At 76.0% G+C, this 20,430-nt stretch carries 11 protein-coding genes; 6 read left to right on the forward strand and 5 right to left on the reverse strand.

Translation table 11 applies throughout. The features are described from left to right. The first annotated feature begins 15 nt into the window (after positions 1–15). Genes O7622_RS22890 through O7622_RS22905 form a run of 4 tightly spaced genes read left to right on the forward strand, consistent with a single transcriptional unit; the run spans position 16 to position 3,696 of the window. Entirely contained in the window at positions 16–852 is an 837-nt protein-coding gene (locus O7622_RS22890; RefSeq protein ID WP_282310252.1) for a [LysW]-aminoadipate kinase, read from the forward strand. Continuing rightward, the gene (locus tag O7622_RS22895) at positions 849–1,904 is read left to right on the forward strand and encodes a M20/M25/M40 family metallo-hydrolase (RefSeq protein ID WP_282310253.1); all 1,056 of its coding nucleotides are present in this window, start codon (positions 849–851) and stop codon (positions 1,902–1,904) included. The genes O7622_RS22890 and O7622_RS22895 overlap by 4 nt, the downstream gene beginning before the upstream one ends. Further along, positions 1,901–2,740, forward strand: a complete 840-nt coding sequence (locus O7622_RS22900; protein WP_282310254.1) for a transketolase — start codon at positions 1,901–1,903, stop codon at positions 2,738–2,740. Before O7622_RS22895 ends, O7622_RS22900 begins: the two co-directional genes overlap by 4 nt. After that, a complete protein-coding gene (locus O7622_RS22905) occupies positions 2,737–3,696 on the forward strand; it encodes a transketolase C-terminal domain-containing protein (RefSeq protein WP_282310255.1) in 960 nt (319 codons plus the stop codon). Before O7622_RS22900 ends, O7622_RS22905 begins: the two co-directional genes overlap by 4 nt. A 74-nt stretch (positions 3,697–3,770) precedes the next feature. Here the strand turns inward: O7622_RS22905 and O7622_RS22910 are convergent, their stop codons facing one another. From O7622_RS22910 to O7622_RS22930, 5 genes are read right to left on the reverse strand one after another with little or no spacing between them, the layout of a single operon-like run. Next, a complete protein-coding gene (locus O7622_RS22910; protein ID WP_282310256.1) occupies positions 3,771–6,095 on the reverse strand; it encodes an acyl-CoA dehydrogenase family protein in 2,325 nt (774 codons plus the stop codon). A 4-nt stretch (positions 6,096–6,099) separates the two neighbouring features. Then, positions 6,100–9,126 (reverse strand): type I polyketide synthase, encoded by a 3,027-nt coding sequence (locus O7622_RS22915; protein WP_282310257.1) that lies wholly within the window; start codon positions 9,124–9,126, stop codon positions 6,100–6,102. Further along, positions 9,107–12,463: an amino acid adenylation domain-containing protein gene (locus tag O7622_RS22920; RefSeq protein ID WP_282310258.1), complete on the reverse strand. Its 3,357-nt coding sequence runs from the start codon at positions 12,461–12,463 to the stop codon at positions 9,107–9,109. Before O7622_RS22920 ends, O7622_RS22915 begins: the two co-directional genes overlap by 20 nt. Beyond that, on the reverse strand, positions 12,463–14,004 hold the full coding sequence (gene hutH, locus O7622_RS22925) for a histidine ammonia-lyase (RefSeq protein ID WP_282310259.1): 1,542 nt from the start codon (positions 14,002–14,004) through the stop codon (positions 12,463–12,465). The genes O7622_RS22920 and hutH overlap by 1 nt, the downstream gene beginning before the upstream one ends. 4 nt (positions 14,005–14,008) lie before the next feature. Then, positions 14,009–18,517 carry a non-ribosomal peptide synthetase gene (locus tag O7622_RS22930; RefSeq protein ID WP_282310260.1) on the reverse strand — a complete coding sequence of 1,503 codons (4,509 nt, stop codon included), beginning with the start codon at positions 18,515–18,517 and terminating at the stop codon, positions 14,009–14,011. Between the two features lie 234 nt (positions 18,518–18,751). Between O7622_RS22930 and O7622_RS22935 the strand changes: the two genes are divergently transcribed. Continuing rightward, positions 18,752–19,324: a hypothetical protein gene (locus tag O7622_RS22935; protein ID WP_282310261.1), complete on the forward strand. Its 573-nt coding sequence runs from the start codon at positions 18,752–18,754 to the stop codon at positions 19,322–19,324. Then, the gene (locus O7622_RS22940; protein WP_282310262.1) at positions 19,324–20,394 is read left to right on the forward strand and encodes a BtrH N-terminal domain-containing protein; all 1,071 of its coding nucleotides are present in this window, start codon (positions 19,324–19,326) and stop codon (positions 20,392–20,394) included. The genes O7622_RS22935 and O7622_RS22940 overlap by 1 nt, the downstream gene beginning before the upstream one ends. Positions 20,395–20,430 lie beyond the last annotated feature (36 nt).

The raw sequence follows: 20,430 nt of genomic DNA on the forward strand, positions 1-20,430 counted from the left end.
GCCCGGAGGAGGCCGATGTCGGACATCATCGTGGTGAAGTGCGGCGGCACTGCCGCCGTCGACTCCGCCGCCGTCTGCGCCGACGTCGCGGCGGTCGCCGCGGCCGGCCGGCGGGTCGTGCTGGTCCACGGCGGCTCCGCGCAGATCGACGCGATCGCCGCGCGGCTGGGCGTCGCACAGCGGAGGATCACCGCCCCGGACGGCTCGTCGACCCGCTACACCGACCCGGCCACGATCGAGGTGGTGCTGCTGGCCCTCGCGGGTGCGGTCAAGCCGCGGCTCGTCGCCGCGCTGGCCGGCGCCGGGGTACCGGCGGTCGGACTCACCGGCCTGGACGCCGGGCTCATCGTCGCGCGCCGCCACGGGCCGCACCGCGCGGTGATCGACGGGCGGACCCGGCTGGTACGCGACAACCACACCGGCCGGATCGTGGAGGTCCACACCGAACTGCTGCGCACGCTGCTGGACGCCGGCACGGTGCCGGTGGTCTCGCCACCCGCCCTCGGCCTGGACGGCGAGCCGGTCAACGTCGACGCCGACCGGGTCGCGGCCGCCGTCGCCGCCGCGCTCGGCGCACGCAGCCTGCTGCTGCTCACCGGCGCGCCGGGAGTCCTGGCCGACCCGGCCGACGAGCGGACGCTCCGCGACGTGGTGACGCTGCCGCCGGACGGTGGACCGCCGGCGGGCGTGCGCGACGGCGCGACGGTGAAGCTGCTCGCCGCGCGGGACGCGCTGCACGCCGGTGTCGGACACGTCATGATCGCCGACGGCCGGGGCCACCACCCGGTGCGGGCCGCCCTCGACGGCGCGGGCACGCGGGTCCGCCTGTCCGGCGCGACGGTACCGGCGTGACCCCCCACGCCGCCGAACGGCTGCTCCACGACATGGTGCGGATCCCGTCGCCGTCCGGGGACGAGGAGCGGCTGGCCCGCCTGGTCGTCACGCGGATGCGTACGCTCGGCTTCACCGCGCGGGTCGACGCGGCCGGCAACGCGGTCGGCGAACTCGACCGCGGCGACGGGCCCACCGTCATGCTCCTCGGTCACCTCGACACCGCCGGTGACCCGGTTCCCGTGCGCGTCGCCGACGGCCGCCTGTACGGCCGCGGCACCGTCGACGCCAAGGGCCCCCTCGCCGCGATGATCAGCGCCGCCGCCGGGGCGGACGGAGCGCGCGGCCGCGTCGTGGTCGTCGGCGCCGTCGAGGAGGAACTGCCCAGTTCCCGCGGCGCCCGGCTGGTCGGTAGCAGTCACCCGCCACCGTCGGCGCTCGTCGTCGGCGAGCCGAGCGGCTGGTCGACAGTCGTCCTGGGATACAAGGGCAAGCTCGACCTGCGCTACCGGGTGACGTGCCCGGCCGGCCACCCGACCCGCCCCGGGCCCAAGGCGGTAGAGCTCGCCGCCGCCGCCTGGGAGACGCTCACCGCGCTCGCCGGCACACCCGACGCGCACTCGGCGTTCGACCGGCCGGCGACGACCCTGTGCTCGCTGCGCGGCGACCTGACCGAGGCCGAGGCCGAGTTCACGGTACGCAGCCCGCTCGGGTTCGACGCCGACGCGCTCGTCGCCGAACTGCGCCGCCGGCTGCCGGCCGGGCGGCTGGAGGTGTGCGCCAGCGTGCCTGCGTGCCGGGTCGGCCGGCGCGACCCGGTGGTGCGCGCCCTGGTGGGCGGGGTACGCGCGCAGGGCGGCACGGTCGGGTACAAGGTGAAGACCGCGACCTCCGACATGAACACGCTGGCCGAGTACTGGAACGTGCCGATGGCCTGCTACGGGCCCGGCGACAGCCGGCTCGACCACAGCGCCGACGAGCACCTCGAACTGGCCGAGTACCACCGGGCGATCGCGACCCTGCGCTGGGCCGTCGAGCGCCTCACCACCGCACCGGCTACCGGGAGCAGATGATGGACGTTGTTTCGCCGCCACGGGCCGACACCGCCGCCGGGCGGGTGCGCCGGCGCATCGTGCAGATGTGCGGGCAGGCCCGCGGCGGGCACCTCGGTGGCTCGATGTCGCTGGTGGAGATCCTGCTGACGCTGTACCAGGACGTCATGCGGGTCGACCCGGCGCGCCCCGACGACCCCGACCGCGACATCATGGTGCTGAGCAAGGGCCACGGTGCGATCGGGCTGTACGCGGTGCTCACCGAGTGTGGCTTCCTGCCCGAGTCCACGATCGCCGGGTACGGCCGGCCCGGCGGCACGCTGCTCGCCCACCCGGTCCCCGACGTCGCCGGAGTCGAGGCCCCGACCGGCGCGCTGGGCCACGGCCTGCCGCTCGGTGTCGGGTACGCCCTGGCGATGCGGCTCGACGGGGCCGAACGCCGCTGCTTCGTCGTGCTCGGCGACGGCGAGTTGCAGGAGGGCTCGGTGTGGGAGGCGGCGATGGCGGCGGCCGCGCACCGCCTCGACCGGCTCGTCGCCGTCGTCGACCGCAACGGCCTGCAGATCACCGGACCGACCGAGGAGGTACTGGCCCTGGAGCCGCTCGCCGCGAAATGGGCGAGCTTCGGCTGGACGGTGCGCGCCGTCGACGGCCACGACCGCGACCGGCTGTGCGCCGCGCTGTCGGCGCCCCCGCAGCCCGGACGGCCGACCGTCGTGCTCGCCACCACGGTCAAGGGCAAAGGACTGCCGTACGTCGAGGACCAGGTGCACAGCCACTACGCCCGGCTCGGGGAGCGCCAGCTCACGCGGGCCATGGCGGCCCTGGACCACGGAACGCGGGCGGCGCGGCCGTGAGCGGCGCAGGCACGGCGGCCCGCCCGGCCCGCGAGGTGTGCGCGCAGCTCCTTGCCGAGATGATGCTCGCCGACGAGCGCCTGGTGTGCCTGGACAGCGACACCGGGCAGTTCGCGCGGACGGACTTCGGCGCCGCCGCCGACCGGTACGTCAACCTGGGCATCGCCGAGCAGAACCTGCTGGGTACCGCGGCCGGCCTGGCGCGGGCCGGCCGGATCCCGGTCGTGCACACGATGGCGACGTTCGCCGCCACCCGCGCGCTGGAGGCGGTGAAGATCGACGTCGCTTTCGGCAACCTCGCCGTACACATCGTGGCGACCCACGGCGGGCTGTCCGCCGGCAGCCTCGGCCCGACCCACCACGCGCTGGAGGACGTCGCGGTGCTGCGGACCCTGCCGAACCTGCGTGTCGTCGTGCCGGCCGACGCGGACGACGCCGCCGGCCTGCTGCGCCAGTGCCTCGGCGGCCCGGGCCCGAGCTACCTGCGGCTCGGGCGGGAGGGCACCCCACCGCTGCCACCGCGCCCGTCGCCGGTGCGGCTGGGCCGGGCCCAGGTGCTGCGGCCGATCGGCGGGGACGTGACCATCGTGGGCTGCGGGCCCCGGCCGGTCCGGATCGCGCTGCACGCCGCGGACGTGCTCGCCGCCTCCGGCGTCGCCGCCACGGTGCTCGACATGCACACGGTCAAGCCCCTCGACGTGGCCACGTTGACCGCCGCGGCCGGCAACGACACCGTGCTCACAGTGGAGGACCACTGGGCGGCGGGCGGGCTCGGCTCGGCCGTCGCCGAGTGCCTTGCCGAGCGGGGGGCCCGGGTCCGGCGGATCGGCGCGCCGGACCGGTTCTTCCCGTATGCGGACGACCACGAAGACCTGCTCGGGCGGGCCGGTGTGACGGCCGGCCAGGTGGTGGCGACGGCGCACGCGATGCTCGCCGAGACGCCGCGCCGGCGGTAGCGCCGGCCGCCTCTGCGAGGTCGGCCCCCCGCGCCCTGACCCAGGTGCCGCGACCAGCGCGGGCGCGGCGCCGCTCAGCCCGCCGCGGCCGACCGCATGGCGTGCGGGCCGCCGAGCACGACTGTCTCGGCGGCGGCGCGATGGTAGAATCGGCCGATCGCCGCCGCCCGGGTCATGCCGTGGGCGCCGTGCAGTTGCACCCCCTCGGCCGTCACGTCCCGGGCCACCTGCGCGACGAGGGCGAGCACCGCCGCGCCGCGCGCGGGCTCGGGCACCCGCCCGGCGTCGTGCTCGGCGGCGCGGGCCCGCACCAGGACCCGCGCGGCGTGCAGGCGGGCGGCCAGCGCCGCCAGCCGGAACGACACGTACTGGAACGCGGCGATCGGCTGCCCGAACTGCCGCCGGGTCTTGGCGCGGGTGAGCGTCAGGTCGAACGCCTGCGCGGACAGGCCGAGCAGGTACCCGCACTGCCGCAGCCGCAGCCGCTCGACGAGTGCCGCGTGGGTCGGCGACCCGGCCTCGCACAGCACACCACCCGGCTCCACGGCCGCCCGGTCGAACGTCACCGCGAACAGGTCCTCGTGCCCGAGCGCGGTGCGGTGGCGCAACCGCACGCCCGGCTGGTCGCGCCGGACGGTGACGAGCACCGGCCCGGCCGGCGTCCACGCCGGGGCGACGAGCATGTCGGCGACTTCGGCGTGCGCCACGAGCGCCACGGCGCCGCTGACCGTCCCGCCGTCGAACACGGCGGCATCCGGCGGGCCGGTCGCCGGGACGTCCGCGGTGACCTCGCCGGCCACCGCGGCCGTGACGGTGCCCCCGGCTACCGCGAGGGCCAGCGGCCAGCCGCTGCCGCCGGAGCCGTCCGCCGCCGCGGCCTCCGCGACGGCGACGGTCGCCAGGTACGGCCCGCGCACCAGCGCACGGCCGAGTTCCTCGGCCACCACGAGCGACTCGACGACGCCGTGGCCGGCGCCGCCCGCCGCCGGTGGCAGCGTCAACCCGACGGTGCCGCTGCGCACGAGCGCCTGCCAGGCCGCGGCCGGGTCGGTGCGCGGCGCGCCGGTGGGCGTACCCGGCCCGGCCGCGGCGAACTCGGCGGCGAAGGCGGTGCCGACGAAGCGGCGCAGCCGCCGCCGGAACGCGGCGTCGGGGTCGTCGAGCGGTAGCGGCGGCGCGTCGCCGATCTGCACGCGCAGGTGGCCGGTCGCCACGGCGTACAGCATGATCTCCGACGTGCCGGCGGAGAGGGTGAGGCCCGGGCACTCCCGGTACTGCTCGTCGGCGCCGGGCCCGGCGGGCGCGTCGACGACCGTGCCCGCGGCGGCCTCCACGTCCAGCGCGAGGCGGGCGATCGGCCGGCCCAACTCGGTGTTGTACCACTTGGCGATCGCCGCGCCGGGGCCGTCGAGCTGTCGGCGCGCCTGCTTGCCGATCATCTGCCAGGCGAGGTGGCCGCCCGCCTCGACGCGCGCGTCGAGGACCGCCGCGGCTCCGGCGAACCAGGGCTCCCGGTCGAGGCCGAGCGCGGCCGCGCGGGCGTCGACCGCGTCGAGCCAGTGGCGCATCTTCAGGTGCGCCTCGAAGCCGGTGCGCTCGATGGACAGCGCGGTGTTCAACAGCGACCACGCCTCGCCCGGCGGGCCGATCACGTGGTCGCCGGGGACGAACACCCCGTCGAGCAGCACCGTGCTGAACGGCGCCTCCCCGAGGTTGGGCTCCGGCCGCACGGTGACGCCGGGGGCGTGCAACGACACCCAGAACAGGGTGATCCCGGCGTGCGCCGGCGGCGCGCCGTCGCTCGAGCCGCCCGATGCGCCGGCCTCGGCGAGCCGCGCGGCGACGAGCGCGTAGCCGGCGTGCTCGGTGGCCTGGCTGTAGGTCTTGCGGCCGTGCAGGCGGTAGCCGCCCTCGACGCGCTCGGCCCGGCTGGCCAGGGAGGCGAGGTCCGAGCCGGTGTCGGGCTCGCTGTACAGCGTGCACGAGGTGAGTTCGCCCGCCGCGAGCGCCGGCAGATACGTCCGGTTGACGGTGTCGTTGCCGGCCAGCAGCAAGCAGGTGCCGACGTAGCAGATCGAGACGACGAACAGCAGGTCGGGCACGCCGTTGCGGACCAGCTCGCGGTGCACGATCGCGGTCTCGACCGGGCCGAGGCCGAGGCCGCCGTACTCCCGCGGCCAGCCGGGCGCGAGCCATCCACGAGCGCCGAGCAGCCGGTGCAACGGGCCGAGCGCCTCGCCGCGGGCGGGGCCGTCAGCGGCGGCCCGCGCGACCAGCGGCCGCCCGAGCGGCCCGGTGAGCAGCGCGTGGACGTCCCGTTCGAGCGCGAGCTGATCCGCGGTGAACCCGATCTGACCGTCCGTCGTGCCCGGCTGCCGGGCGGAGGTCGTGGTGGTCACGGCTTCACCGTCCCTCGTCCGCGGCCAGCCGGGCGACCTCGTCGTCGGACAGCTCCTCCAGCCGGGCGATGAGCTGCTCCTCGATGTGCTCGGCGAGCCGGGCGACGGTCCGCAGGGCGAACATCTGCTCGACGGTGACGGCGACCCCGAAGCGGTCGTGGAGCCGGGCGGTGAGCTGGGTGGCGAGCAGCGAGTGCCCGCCGAGGTCGAGGAACGAGTCGTGGATGCCGATCGGCTGGGCCCCCAGGATCTGCGTCCACAGCTCCACCAGCGCCCGCTCCAGGTCGGTGCCGGGCGGCGTCGGCACCCGCCCGTCCGCCGACGGCGGCGGCGCGGTCACGGGGGCCACGGCAGCGGGCTCGCCCGGCGACGCCGTGGGCAGCCCCGACGCGCCCGGACGGTGCTCGACCCAGTAGCGCTGCCGCTGGAACGGATACGTCGGCAGCGGAACCCGGCGGCGGCGCGCCGCCGCGTGGTACGCCGGCCAGTCGACCCGCACCCCCGCGCTCCAGAGCCGGGCGAGCGAGTCGGGCACGGCGGCGCCGCCGATCGTGGCCGCGTCCGTCGGCGGCAGCGTGGCCACCACCACCGACCGGTGCTCACCGTCGTGGCCGGCGGCGAGGGCGCCGAGCCCGTCGCCCGGCCCCACCTCCAGCAGCACCCGCGGCCCGTCCGCCAGCAGCGTGCGCACCCCGTCGCCGAAGCGGACGGTGCCGCGCATCTGCCGTGCCCAGTACGCCGGGTCCGTCGCCTCGTCCTCACCGATCCAGCCGCCGGACACGTTGGACACGTACGGAATCTGCGGCGCCCGCCTCGGCACCGCCGCCACGATCGCGGTGAACGCGTCGAGCACCGGGTCGAGCATCGGCGAGTGGAAGGCGTGCGAGGTGTGCAGCCGTCTCGTCGGCACCCCGCGAGCGGCGAGCGCGGCCGCGCGGGCCGCCACGGCCTCCACCGGTCCGGACAGCACGCCGACGCGCGGGCCGTTCACCGCGGCGACCGCGAGCCCGTCGCCGTCCTCGGCCAGCTCGGCGAGTTCGGCTGCCGGAAGCGCCACGCCGAGCATCGCGCCGCGCGGCAGCCCGGACACGAGCCGTCCCCGGGCCGCGACGAGTTCGAGGGCGTCCTTGAGGTCGAAGACGCCGGCCAGGCAGGCCGCGACGTACTCGCCGATGCTGTGCCCGATCATCGCCTCGGGGCGTACGCCCCAGGACATCCACAGCCGGGCCAGCGCGTACTCGACGATGAACAGCGCCGGCTGGGCCAGGGCGGTGTCCCGCAGGTCCCCGACGCCGCGCAGCAGGACGTCCCGCAGGTCGACACCCAGCGGTTCCCGCAGCAGGCCCGCGCACTCGTCGACGACCTGGCGCACGAGCGGCTCCCGCGCGTACAGGCCGGCGGCCATGCCGGCGCGCTGCGCCCCCTGGCCGGGGAACATGAACACCACGCCGCGGTCGGTGTCGGGCACCGGACGGGCATCGGCCGCCGGCTCGGCGAGCGCCGCGCGGACGGCCGCGGCGGACTCCCCCACCACCGCCCGGCGGTACCGCAGCGCCCGGCGGCCGACCTGCAACGTGTACGCCACGTCGGCGAGCGGCTGCTCGGGCGCGGCGGCCAGGTGCTCGGCGAGCCGCCGCGAGGCCGCGGCGAGCGCGGCGGGTGACGCCGCCGACACCACGAACACCTGCCGGTCCCGCGGGCCGGCGCCGGGCGGCGGGGCCGGCGGCGGCTCCTGGAGCACGACGTGCGCGTTGGTGCCGCCCATGCCGAACGAGCTCACCCCGGCGCGGCGGGGACCGGCGCGGTCGGGCCAGGCGCGCGTCCCCGGGTGCACGGTGAAGCCCGACTCGGCCAGCCGCGCCCGCGGGTTGGGCCGCTCGAAGTGCAGCGTGCCGGGCACGATGCCCGCACGCAGCGCGAGTACGGTCTTGATGAGCCCGGCGACCCCGGCCGCCGCGTCGAGGTGGCCGATGTTGGTCTTCACCGAGCCGAGCAGGCACTCCGGGGCGTTCCCGTCGCGGTCCATCGCCTCGGCGAGCGCGGCAACCTCGATGGGGTCGCCGAGACCCGTGCCGGTGCCGTGCGCCTCCACGTAGCCGACGGACGCGGGCGCCACCCCCGCCGCGTCGAGCGCCTCGGCGATCACGTCGGCCTGGCCCCGGGCGCTGGGCGCGGTGTAGCCGGACTTGCCGGCACCGTCGTTGTTCACCGCCGAGCCGAGGATCACCGCGTGCACGGTGTCGCCGTCGGCGAGCGCGTCGGCGAGCCGCTTGAGCATCACGACGCCCGCTCCGTTGCCGGCGACGGTGCCCCGGGCCTCCGTGTCGAAGGCCCGGCAGTGCCCGTCCGGCGACATGATGCCCTGCGGCTCGTACCGGTAGCCGCTGACCTGCGGCAGGCTCACCGCCACGCCGCCGGCCAGCGCCATGTCGCACTCGCGCGCCAGCAGCGCCTGGGTGGCTACGTGCACGGCGACCAGGGAGGTGGAGCAGGCCGTCTGCACGGTGACCGCGGGCCCGCGCAGGTCGAGCTGGTGCGCGACCCGGGTGGTGAGGTGGTCCTTGTCGTTGGCCAGCAGGATGCGGTAGCCGCCGACGGCGGCGACCAGCGCCGGGTCGGCGAGCAGGGCCAGCAGGTACGTGCTGATCGCCGACCCGGCGTAGACGCCGACGTGGCCGTCGTAGCGGCTGGTGTCGTATCCGGCGTGCTCGACGGCCTCCCACGCGCACTCCAGGAAGATGCGGTGCTGCGGGTCGAGGATCTCCGCGTCGCGTACGCCGAACCCGAAGAATCCGGCGTCGAACAGCTCCACGTCCTCGACCACGGCCCGGGCCGGCACGTACGCCGGGTCACGCAGCTCGGCATCGGCAACGCCCGCGGCCCGCAGTTGCGCCGCGGAGAAAAACGTCACCGCCTCCCGGCCCTCGCACAGGTTGCGCCACAGCTCGTCGACCGACCGGGCGCCGGGGAACCGGCCGGCCATGCCGATCACCGCGACCGCGGTGTCGAACTCATCGCCGGATGTCGTCACGTGTCTCCTCGCTTCCCGTGTCGGGGGCGTGCCGGGTCAGCGCCGCACGCCGCTGCGCGCCGCGGCCACGGGCCCGGCGCAGGTCGGCGCCGTCCCGCCGCCCGCCGCCCGCCCGCTGCGCGAGGGTGCGCACGGTGGGGTACTGGAACAGGTCGATGACCTCGACGGGGATCGCCGCGTCGCGGATGCGGCGATGGGCCTCGACGGCGAGCACGGAGTGCCCGCCGAGTTCGAAGAAGTTGTCGTCGATGCCGATGCGTGCGGCGCCGAGCAGCTCGGCGAAGATGCCGGCGAGCGTGCGTTCGGTGCCGGTGCGCGGCGCGGTGTAGGCCGCCGTACGGGCCTCGTCGACGGACGGTGGAGCGGGCAGGGCCCGCCGGTCGAGCTTGCCGCCGGTGGTGCGGGGCAGCTCGGCGAGGTGGGCGACCGCGGCGGGCAACATGTATTCCGGCAGCCGGCCCCGCAGGAAGTCGCGCAGCTCGCCGAGCGCGGGCGGCGTCCCGTCGCCGGCCGCGACGACGTAGGCGACGAGCCGCTGGTCGGCGGCGGTCCCGGTGAGCGCGACGACGGCCTCGGCGACCGCCGGGTGCTCGCGCACCGCCGCCTCGACCTCACCGAGCTCGACCCGGAACCCGCGGATCTTCACCTGGTTGTCGGCGCGGCCGAGGTACTCCAGGTCGCCGTCCACGCCCCGGCGCACCAGGTCTCCGGTGCGGTAGCAGCGCATCGGCGAGCCCAGCGGGTCGGCGACGAACCGCTCGGCGGTCAGCTCGTCGCGGCGCAGGTAGCCCAGCCCCACGCACTCGCCTCCGACGAGCAGTTCGCCGGGCACGCCGAGCGGCACGGGCCGCAGCTCGTCGTCGACGACGAGCAGCCGCACACCGGGCAGCGGGCCGCCCACGTGGCTGCGCGCGGAGCCGGTCTCGTGCGCCCGCACGAACCGCTCGGTCGAGTGGACGGTGGTCTCGGTCGCGCCCAACAGGTTCACCACGCGCGGATGCGTGTCGGGGTAGCGGGCGAACCAGGGTTCGAGGCGGCGGAAGTCGAGCCGTTCGCCGGCCAGGGCCACCAGCCGCAGCCGGGTCAGCACCGCGTCGGGCGGCTGTGCGGCGACGAGGCCCTGGAAGGCGGTCGGTGTCTGGCTGAGGACCGTGACGCCCTCGCGGTCCAGCAGCCGCCACAACGCGCCCGGGTCGCGGCTCACCGCTTGCGGCACGATCACCAGCCGGCCGCCGTGCAGCAGCGCGCCGAACAGCTCCCACACCGACACGTCGAAGGTGTACGAGTGCGACAGCGTCCACACGTCGTCGGCGCCGACGCCGAAGCGCTCCCGGGCGGCGCGCATGAGCCATCCGACGGTGCGGTGCGGGATCCGCACACCCTTCGGGAGCCCGGTGGAGCCGGAGGTGTAGATGACGTACGCCAGGTCGTCGCCGTCGCCGGGCTCCGACGGCACGGGCGCGGCGCCGGGCTCCTCCGGGGCGTCGACGAGCAGCACCTCGGTGCCCGGCCGGGCCGGCGTGCCCGCGGCGAGGCCGCCGTGCGTCAGCAGCAGCGGCGCGCCCGTGTCGTCGAGGATGTGCCGCAGCCGCCGCGGCGGGGTCCGCGGGTCGGTGGGCACGTAGGCGCCGCCGGCCCGCAGCACGGCGAGGACCGCCACCACGAGGTCGGCGCCGCGTCCGAGCCGTAGTGCCACCGGCGTGCCCCGGACCACGCCGGCGTGGCGCAGCCGGGCGGAGAGCCGGTCGACCCGACCGGCCAGCGCCGCGTACGTGAGCCGCTGGTCGCCGTCGACCACCGCGACCGCCTCGGGGGTACGCGCCGCCTGCGCGGCGAATGCCTCGTGCAGCGTCACGCCGTCCGTGCGCGGCCGGGCCGGCGGGTGCCAGTCGCGCAGGACCGCCGTCCGCTCCCGGGAGCCCATCAGCCGCAGCGCCCCGATCGGGCGGTCCGGGTCGGCGACCGCGTCGGCGAGCAGCGTGGCGAGGTGCCCGGCGAGGCGGGCCACGGTCGGCGCGTCGAACAGGTCGGTGCGGTACTCCAGATGCCCGCGCAGCGCGCCGCCGGTCTCGACGAGCGCGAGCGTGAGGTCGAACTTGGCGCTGTGGTGCAGACCCGGCACCGGCGCGATCGACAGTCCCCGCGGCGCGGGTGGCTCGTCCGGCAGGTTGTGCAGCGCGAACATCACCTGGAACAGCGGCGCGCGACGCGCGTCGGGGGCGGTGCGCACCGCCTGCACGATCCGCTCGAACGGCACGTCCTGGTGCTCCAGCGCCGGTATCACGCCGTCGCGCACCCGGTCCACGAGCGCGCGGAACGTCGGCCGGCCGGACAGGTCGGCGCGCAGCGGCACCGTGTTGACGAAGAACCCGACGAGCCCTTCCGTCGCGCTGCTGTGCCGGTTGAGCACCGGCGTGCCGACGACGACGTCCTCCTGCCCGCTCCAGCGGGACAGCACGACGTCGAACGCGGCGAGCAGCACCATGAACGGTGTGGCCCGCTGCGCCGCGGCGAGGGCCCGTACGCCCTGGAGAACCGCCGGGTCGACGGCGAACACGTGCTCGGCGCCGTCGTGGCCGGCGACCGGCGGGTACGGCCGGTCGGTCGGCAGCTCCAGCTCGCCCGGCGCGCCCGCGAGCGCGCGCACCCAGAAGGCGAGCCGTTCCTGCGCGCCCGGCCCGTCCGCGCGCTGGCGGCGGGCGTAGTCGGCGTACTGGGCGGACAGCGGGGGCAGCGGCGCGTGGCCACCGGCGTCGTAGTGCGCGACGAGCTCGGCCAGCAGCAGGCGCAGCGACCAGCCGTCGGTGACCAGGTGGTGCAGGACCAGCGCGAGGACGTGCTCGCCGGCGTCGAGGCGGGCGAGGTGGGCCCGCAGCAGCGGCGCCCGGGCGAGGTCGAACGGCTCGCGGGCCAGCGCCCGGAGGCGCTCGGCCGCGGCGGCCTCCCGCCGGGCGGTCGGCAGGTGTTCCCACGACTCGACGCGCAGCGGCGCGTCGGCGTCGGCACTGACCACCTGCACCGGGCGGGCGCCGTCGAGCCGGATCGCGGTGCGCAGCACGTCGTGGCGGCGCACCACCTGCGCGAGGGCGGCGGCGAGCCGGTCGGCGTCGAGCGGGCCGCGCAGGGACACCGCGAACATCTCGTTGTACGCGGCCGTCCCGGGGTGCATCTGCTCCAGCAGCCACAGCCGCTCCTGCTGGTACGACAGCGGCGCCGGCCCGTCGGCGGCCGGGCCGGTCGGCCGCGTGCCGCCGCCGAGCCGCTCGCGCAGCAGCGCCTCGGCGAGCGCGCGCAGCGCGCCGTCGTCCGGCCCGGCGGCTCCGCCCGGGGCCGTCATCAGGCGAGCACCTGCGCCCAGGCCGACCGGTGCCGCCGCACGTACTGCCGGGCCAGCTCGATGTCGATCGACTGCTGCCGGTCCTCGGCGAGGAACGGCACGACGGCGCGGAAGTCGTCGAAGACCGCGCGGGTGCGCTCCGACAGCCGCAGCCCCTCGTTGAGGTCCACCGCCTGCGCCGCGGTGAGCAGCTCGATCGCCAGCACGTACTCGCAGTTGCCGATGATCTGGTCGAGCTTGTAGGCGCTGGTCGAGCCCATGCTGACGTGGTCCTCCTGCAACTGGCAGGTGGGGATGGTGTCGATGCTCGCCGGGGTGGCGAGCACCTTGTTCTCGTTCACCAGCGCCGCGGAGGTGTACTGCGGGATCATCAGCCCGGAGTCGAGGCCGGGCCGCGGCACGAGGTAGTCGGGCAGGCCGTGCTGGCCCGACAGCATCTGGTAGGTGCGCCGTTCCGCGATGTTGGCCAGCTCGCTCATCGCGATGGCCAGGAAGTCCAGCGCGAACGCGGTCGACTGGCCGTGCAGGTTGCCGCCCAGGATCACCCGGTCGTGCTCGGGGAAGAACAGCGGGTTGTCCGAGACGCTGTTGCACTCCTGCTCGATGACGGTGCGGGCGTGCCCGTACGTCTGCCGGACCGCGGCGTGCACCTGCGGCACGCAGCGGAACGAGTAGGGGTCCTCCCGCGCGACGTTGGCGCCCGGCAGGGTCGGGTGGTTGCTGCCCCCCAGCAGCGCACGCAGGTTCGCCGCGACGACGCCGCGCTCCGGGTGCAGGCAGGTGTCGTGCAGGATCCGCTGGTAGAAGGTGTCGGCACAGCTGAACGCCTGGATGCTCAGCGACGCGATGAGGTCGGCGGCGCGGATGAGCTCCCCGCAGCGCACGATCGAGTCGGTCGCGAGGGCGTTGATGTACTGCACGCCGTTGGTGAGCGCGAGACCCTCCTTCGGTCGCAGCCGCAGCGGCTGCCAGCCTCGCTCGGCGAGGACCTCGGCGGCGTCCACCACCGCGCCATCGGCGTGCACCCGGCCCAGGCCGATGATCGGCAGCGCCAGGTGGGCCAGCGGCGCGAGGTCGCCGCTGGCGCCGACGGAGCCCTTCTTCGGCACGGCGGGGATGACGTCGGCGTTCCACATGTCGAGCATCCGGCCGACGACGTCGAGGGAGATTCCGCAGTATCCCGCGCGGAAGGTCAGCAGCTTCACCAGCATCATCAACCGCGAGACGCGCTCGGGCACGACGTCGCCGACGCCGCAGGCGTGCGACACGAGATGCTTGTGCTGCAGGTCCGACATGTGCTCGGGTGAGATCCGGGTGGTGCACAGCGAGCCGAATCCGGTGTTGACGCCGTAGATGTGCCGGTCCTGGCCGGAGATCTGCGCGATGTAACGCGCGCCCTCGGCGATCTTCTCGGCGATGTCGGGCGCCAGCGCGAGCCGGGGCCGGGTGGTGGCGATCCGGTACAGCTCCTCCACTGTGTACCGCTCGGCGGTGATCTCCACCGTGTCACGCGCGGTGTCGATGGTGTCGGCGTGGGTCATGTCGTCACGGCTCCCGTGGCTCGGCAGGTACTCCGCCCGCCTGGTGGCGGGCGAGCAGGGCGCGCAGTCGCTCCGGCGGCAGCTCGCGCAGCTCGCGCTCGAGCCGCGCCACCTCGGCCTCGTAGCCGCCTGCGCGGTCGGCCGCCGCGGCGGCCGCCGACACGGTGGGTTCGGTGAGCAGCGATTGCAGGGAAAGCTCCAGCCCGAGCGCCTCGCGGGCCCGGTTGACCAGCCGGGCCGCCTGCAACGAGTTGCCGCCCAGCGCGAAGAAGTCGTCGTGGACACCGACGCGCTCGACGCCGAGCACCTCGGCGACGAGACCGGCGAGCTGCCGCTCCAGGAAGGTCCGCGGCGCCACGTGCTCGACTCCGGTGTCCGGCCGCCCGGCCGGCTCGGGCAGCGCGGCCCGGTCGACCTTGCCGTTGGCGGTGCGGGGCAGGGCCGGCAGGGCGACCACGTCGGCCGGCACCATGTGCGCGGGCACGCTGTCGCGAAGGAAGTCACGCAGGCCGGGCGGCGCGGCGCCGTCGCCGGTGACGACGTAGGCGACGAGTCGTCCGGGGTCGCGCGGACCCGAGCCGCCGCGTACGGCCGCCACGCACTGGCGCACGTCCGGGTGGCGGGTGACGGCCGCCTCCACCTCCTCCAGCTCCAGCCGGATGCCGGAGACCTTCACCTGGTTGTCGAGACGTCCGGCGAACTCGAGCGCGAGGTCGTCCGGGCGCAGCCGGGCGAGGTCGCCGGTGCGGTAGAGCACGCCGGGCACCTCCGGCAGCAGCCCGGCCACGAACCGCTGCGCGGTCTGCCCCTCGTCGTCGCGGTACCCCGGCGCCAGGTACGGGCTGTGTACGCAGACCTCGCCGGTGACACCCGGCGGGCACAGCTCCCCGGCCGGGTCGAGCACCACGACCTGACGCCCGTCGATCGGGCGGCCGATCGGCACGACCGCCGCGCCGGGCAGGTCGGTCACGACGTGGTAGGTCGCGGCGACGACCTCCGTCGGGCCGTAGACGTTGACCAGCCGCACCGCCGGGCCGAGCCGGTGCCGGGCCCGCCGGACGAGTTCGGTGTGCAGGGCCTCCCCGACGAACAGCACCGTGCCCAGGTCGGGCAGCGGGCCGGCGGCGGCGAGTATCTCGCGGAACAGCGCCGGGATCACCTGCAGCACGCTGACGCGGTCGCGGGCCAGCCAGGCGGCGAGTGCGACCGGATCGCCGTGCCCGGCGGCGGGTCGCAGGCACAGCGTGGCGCCGTGGCACAGCGCGCCGAAGATCTCGCAGTACGCCACGTCGAACGGCATCGGCGCGAGCTGTCCCATCCGCGCGCCGGGCGCCACGTCGAACGCCGTGCTCTGCCACTGCGCGAACTGGGCCAGGTCGCGGTGCGCGTGCGGGATCGCCTTGGACCGGCCGGTCGAGCCGGAGGTGAAGGCGAGGTAGGCGAGGTCGTCCGGGGCAACGGTCCGCCCCGGCGCGGTGGCCGGTTCACGGCCGGTGTCGAGAACCGGCCCGCGCCAGGGTTGCGGCGCGGGATCCGGGTCGGGTGCTCCGCCGTCGTCGAGCACCACAGTCGCGGGGCCGCCGTGGCGGGCCGCGGCGCGGCGGTCCATCAGCACGGCGGCCGGTGCGGTGCGTCGCAGGACGGCGTCGAGCCGGGCGGGTGGCTGGGCCGGGTCGAGGCAGGCGAAGGCCGCGCCCGCCTTGAGCACACCGAGCAGTACCGCGATCGCGAGCGGACCGTTCTCCATTGCCACCGCGACCACGCCCCCGGGCGGGACGCCGAGCCGCACCAGCGCGTTGCCGATCCGGTTGCTCAATCGGTCGAGCTCGCCGTAGCGGACGGCCCGGGCGCCGTGCCGCAGCGCGACGCGGTCGGGGTCGGCGGCGGCGTGGGCCGCGAACCGCCCGTGCAGCGTGGCGTCCGGGCCCGCCGCGGCGAGGCGGTCCCCGGCCCGCAGCAGCGCGGCCCGTTCGGCGCCGGCGACGACGGCGGCGCGCCGCACGGGCTGCTCGGGCGCGTCGCACAGATGGTCGAGCAGTGCGGCGAACCGGCCGGCGAGCCGGTCGGCCGCGCCCGGTTCGAACTGCTGCGCGCGGAACGCGAAGACGATGTCGACACCGCCCGCCGCGTCGCGCGCGGTGACGGTCAGCTCCGCCTCGGCGGCCCCCGTCACGTCGACGCCGGTTGCCTCGGTCGCCGGGTCGCCGGGGCCGGCCGGCCGGTGCCGGAACACGATACGTGCCGCGGCGGTGGCCGCCTCCGACCCGGTGTGCGCCCGCGCCTCGGCCAGCGCCGCGTGGACCGCGGTGAGCACGCCGGGCAGGTCGGCGTCGCCCGCTTCGACCGGCACCGGCAGCAGCTCGGCGCGGGCGCCCACCTCGACGTGCGGGTCGGGGGCGCCGGGCGGCGCGACCTCGACACCGATCCACGTCTCGGCGCGTCCGGTGTGCCGGGCGAGCAGCAGGCCGAGCACGGTGAGCAGGCCGGTGCCACGGTCCACGGCGGCGGCCGCGCACGCGGCGTCGAGGCGGGCGGTGGCCGCCGCGTCCAGCCGGACCGGCACCTCCCGGGTGGCGGTGTCCGCCGCCGTCGCCGCGGTGCGGCCGTCCAGGACCAGCGGCTCGGCCGCCACGGCGTACCGGGGGCGCCAGAACGCCTCGACGGCCTCGTCACGCCCAGCGGCCCGGCGCCGGCGCCACAGCGCCCAGTCGAGGTGCCCCGGAGTCTGCTCCGGCCGATCCTCGGCTTCGGCGGCGGGCTCGGCGGCGGCGAGGTCGCGGCAGAGCCGGTCGACGCCGTCGTCGTCGAGCACGGCGCGGTGCGCGGCAACCACGAGGACCGACCGACCGGCCGGCTCGACCAGGGTCACCTCGACGCCGCACCGGTCGAGGCCGGGCACGGCGGCGCGGGCCTGCTCGACCGCGGCCCGGACCGGGTCACCGTCCCCCGCCGCCGATACCACCCGCAGCTCCGGCCCGCCGCCGGGCCGCACGGACTGGGTGCGGCCGTCGGGCGCGATGCCGACGCGGAGCATCTCGTGCCGCCGCGCCAGCCGCTCCACCGTCGTCCGCACCCGGGCGGCCGGCCGTGGCGGGCGCAGCTCGACGACCCGCACGATCTTCGCCGCCGGGTCACCGGGGCGGGTCAGCTCGGCGGCGTGCCAGCGCCGCTGCGCCGCGCCGAGCGGGAACGGCGCGTCCCGCGCGAAGCGCCCCGGCGGCGGTTCGGGGCGGGCGAGGCGGGCCAGCGGCAGGTCCGGGTCGCGGGCCAGGCGGCGCACCAGGTCGGCGAAGTCCGCGGCGAGCGCGGCGACGGTGTCGGGGCGCAGCACCGCCGTGTCGTACTGCATCATGCACCGCGCGCCGTCCGCCGACGGGGTCACGAAGACCGACAGGTCGTGCTGCGCGGCGTCGACGTCGACCGGGAAGGCCACGATCCGGAGACCGTCGCCGAGGTCGAGCGGCGGGGCGCGGAAGTTCTGCACGGCCAACGCGACGTGGTAGGGCGCCCGCCGTCCGGCGGTGCGCTCGACCACGTGTTGCAGCGGCGCGTGCTGGTGGGCGAGCGCGCCCGTGGTCGCCGCGCGGGCCCGGCCGAGCAACTGCCGCAGGGTGGGATCGCCGGACAGGTCACCGCGCAGCACCACGACGTTGATGAACGGTCCGATGAGCGCGTCCAGCCGTTCGTCCGGCCGCCCGGCGGTGGGGCTGCCGATCCGCGGTTCGGTCTGCCCGCCGCACCGCCACAGCAGCGCCTGCAGCACCACGAGGTACGCCATGAACTCGGTCGCCTGCTCCTCGGCGGCGAGCGTGCGCAGCGCCCGTACGTCACCCGCCGGCAGCCGGAAGCGGTGGGTGGCCCCGCGCAGCAGCGGCCGGGACGGACGCGGAAAGTCGGCGGGCAGCGGCGGGGGCGGCGGGTCACCGGCGAGCTGACCGGCCCAGTACGCCAGGTCCTCGTCGAACGCGCCGGCGGCGAGCGCCTCGCGCTGCCAGGCGGCGTAGTCACGGTACTGCAGCGCGAGCCCGGGAAGCCGGGCCGGCCGGTCCTGCCGGTGCGCCGCGTACAGCTCGCCGAGCTCGGCCAGGAACACGCCGAACGACCAGCCGTCGAACACCGCGTGGTGCGCGACGAGCACCAGCCGGTGGCGCGACGGCGACAGGCGCAGCAGCAGCATCCGCAGCAGCGGGCCGGCGCGGTAGTCGAAGGGCTCGTCGGCCGCGGCCCTGGTCAGCTCGTCGAGCCGCTCCGCCGGCGCGTCGCGGACGATCAGCCGCGGCCCGACCGGTTCCACCGGCCCGAGGCACAGCGCTCCGTCGACCACGACGAACCGCGTGCGCAGCAGTTCGTGCCGCCGCACGATGTCGTGCAGCGCCGCGGCGAGCGCGCTCTCGTCGAGCGGCCCGTCGACGTCCACGCCGAAGGCGAGGTTGTGCAGGGCCGAGCCCGGCCGTAACTGGTCGACGAACCAGAACCGCTCCTGCGCGAACGACGCCGCGACGGTGTCCGACAATGGCCGACGCGCGAGTTCAGGGCGCACCGAAATGCCTCCTACCGGTCGATTTCCCGGCCAAGCTAGCACGGCGTACCGCGCTGCGGAGCGACCGGAAATTCGCTGTCCCGCCGGCGGGACATACGCGACTGACCAGCCTTGACGCGCGCGGTTTGAGCCACACAGACTGCGCCCGTCGGGGTTATTCGTTTCATGAGCATCAATGTTTGGATTGCCATGTCGAATGTGCTGGAAATGGCCACCTTTCGCGCCGAGATGGTCGACCTGTCAGCCTGTTTCAACAACACCGCGGCGACCACGCGGGAGACCACCGGCGAGGGCGGCCTCAATGTGTGGCGCAACTCGTTCCCGATCGAGGAACTGCCCGGCGCCGCCGAGGTGTTCCGCCCGGGCGCGGTGCCGTTCCGCTTCCCGCCCACCGGGCCCGGCCGGCTGGACAACGTGGTCTGCGCCGGGCAGCGCATCGACCTGCGGCCGGCGCGGTACGACTGGATCTACCTGCTGGCCTGCGCCGAACGCCGGATCGAGGACGTCGTGCACCTGCACTACCGCGACGGCTCCGTCGACGAGGAGTGGCTGCGCGTCTCGGACTTCTGGCCCGCGTCGCCGCCACGCTTCGGCGAGCTGGAGGCGGTGCGCTGCGAACGCATCCACTTCCCGCGCCACGTCCAGCCCGGGATCGGACCGAGGATCTGGCAGCAACGGCTGCCCGTGCCACGTCAGGAGGAACTCGTGTACCTGCGCTTGCCCGACAACGTCGCCGTGCACATCTTCGCGATGACCGCCGTGTCCAACGGGTGGCGGTGATGAGGGTCCTGCTGGACGAGCCGCCCTTCTGGTTCCACGACCTCGGCAACTGCCTGCACGACTGCCTCGCGGTCCTGCTGCTGGCGCGCGGCTTCGATCCGGTCGGGGCGCTCGGTGCGGTGTGGCAGTTCCACCACGACCCCGCCCAGGTGCGGGGCGAGGAGTTCTACCACCCCGCACCCCGGCCGACGCTGGGCGAGACGATGTTCCCGTTCCACCCGGTGCGCGCCCGCTGGGTGCACCCGGCCGACGGCGCGGCGGGCTGGGACGGGCTCCGGCAGTCGCTGCGCGCGAGCCGCCTCGCGATCGCCGCCGTGGACAACTTCCACATGCCGATCCGGCCCGCCTTCGGCGACGTGCACGCCGCGCACCTCGTGGTGGTCTGGGGCTACGACGACGACACGGGCGAGGCGTACGTGCTGGAGCCCACGCCGCCGCTGTACCGCGGTCCCATCCCGATCGCCGATTTCCTGCGCGCCCGCGGCTCGGGCAACGAGGCCCGGCCCGCGACCCGCGACTACTTCTTCGCCGGACCCAGGATCGCGCACCGCTGGATCGACGTCGAGTTCACCGGCCCGCCGCCGGTCACCGACACCGCCTGGGTCGCGGGCGTCATCAGGTCCAACGTGGACGGCTTCCGCGACCCCGCGCCGACGCCGACCGGCCGCGGCGGCCTGGACGGACTGCGGCACTGGCTCGGCGACATCGGCGACCGCGCCCGCGGCGGGGACGCGGAGACCGCCACCGGGGCGCTCGGCGAGCTGTACGGCGTCGGCTGGGCGGCCCAGGGAGCGGCCGCGCTGCACGCGGACTTCCTGCGCGCCGCCGGCCGCCGCCTCGGCCGTGACGAGCTGGCGCAGGCCGGCCGGCAGGTCGACCGTCTCGCCAACGAGTGGACCGCGCTGCGCGTCTTCGGCGCGCACGGCTCCACCGGAAAGCCGGGCGTCACCGAGCAGCTCGGGCCACGCAGCAGGCGGCTGCTGGCCGGCGTCGAGGAGGCCCTGGACCGCCTCGACGCGACCGCGGCGGCGCTCGTACCCGAACCGGCGGTGGCCGGCGCGGCCCGCTAGCACGGACCTCCATCCGCAAGACGACGCGAGGAATGG

It is taken from the genome of Micromonospora sp. WMMD1076 (assembly GCF_029581475.1).
GTDB lineage: Bacteria > Actinomycetota > Actinomycetes > Mycobacteriales > Micromonosporaceae > Micromonospora > Micromonospora aurantiaca.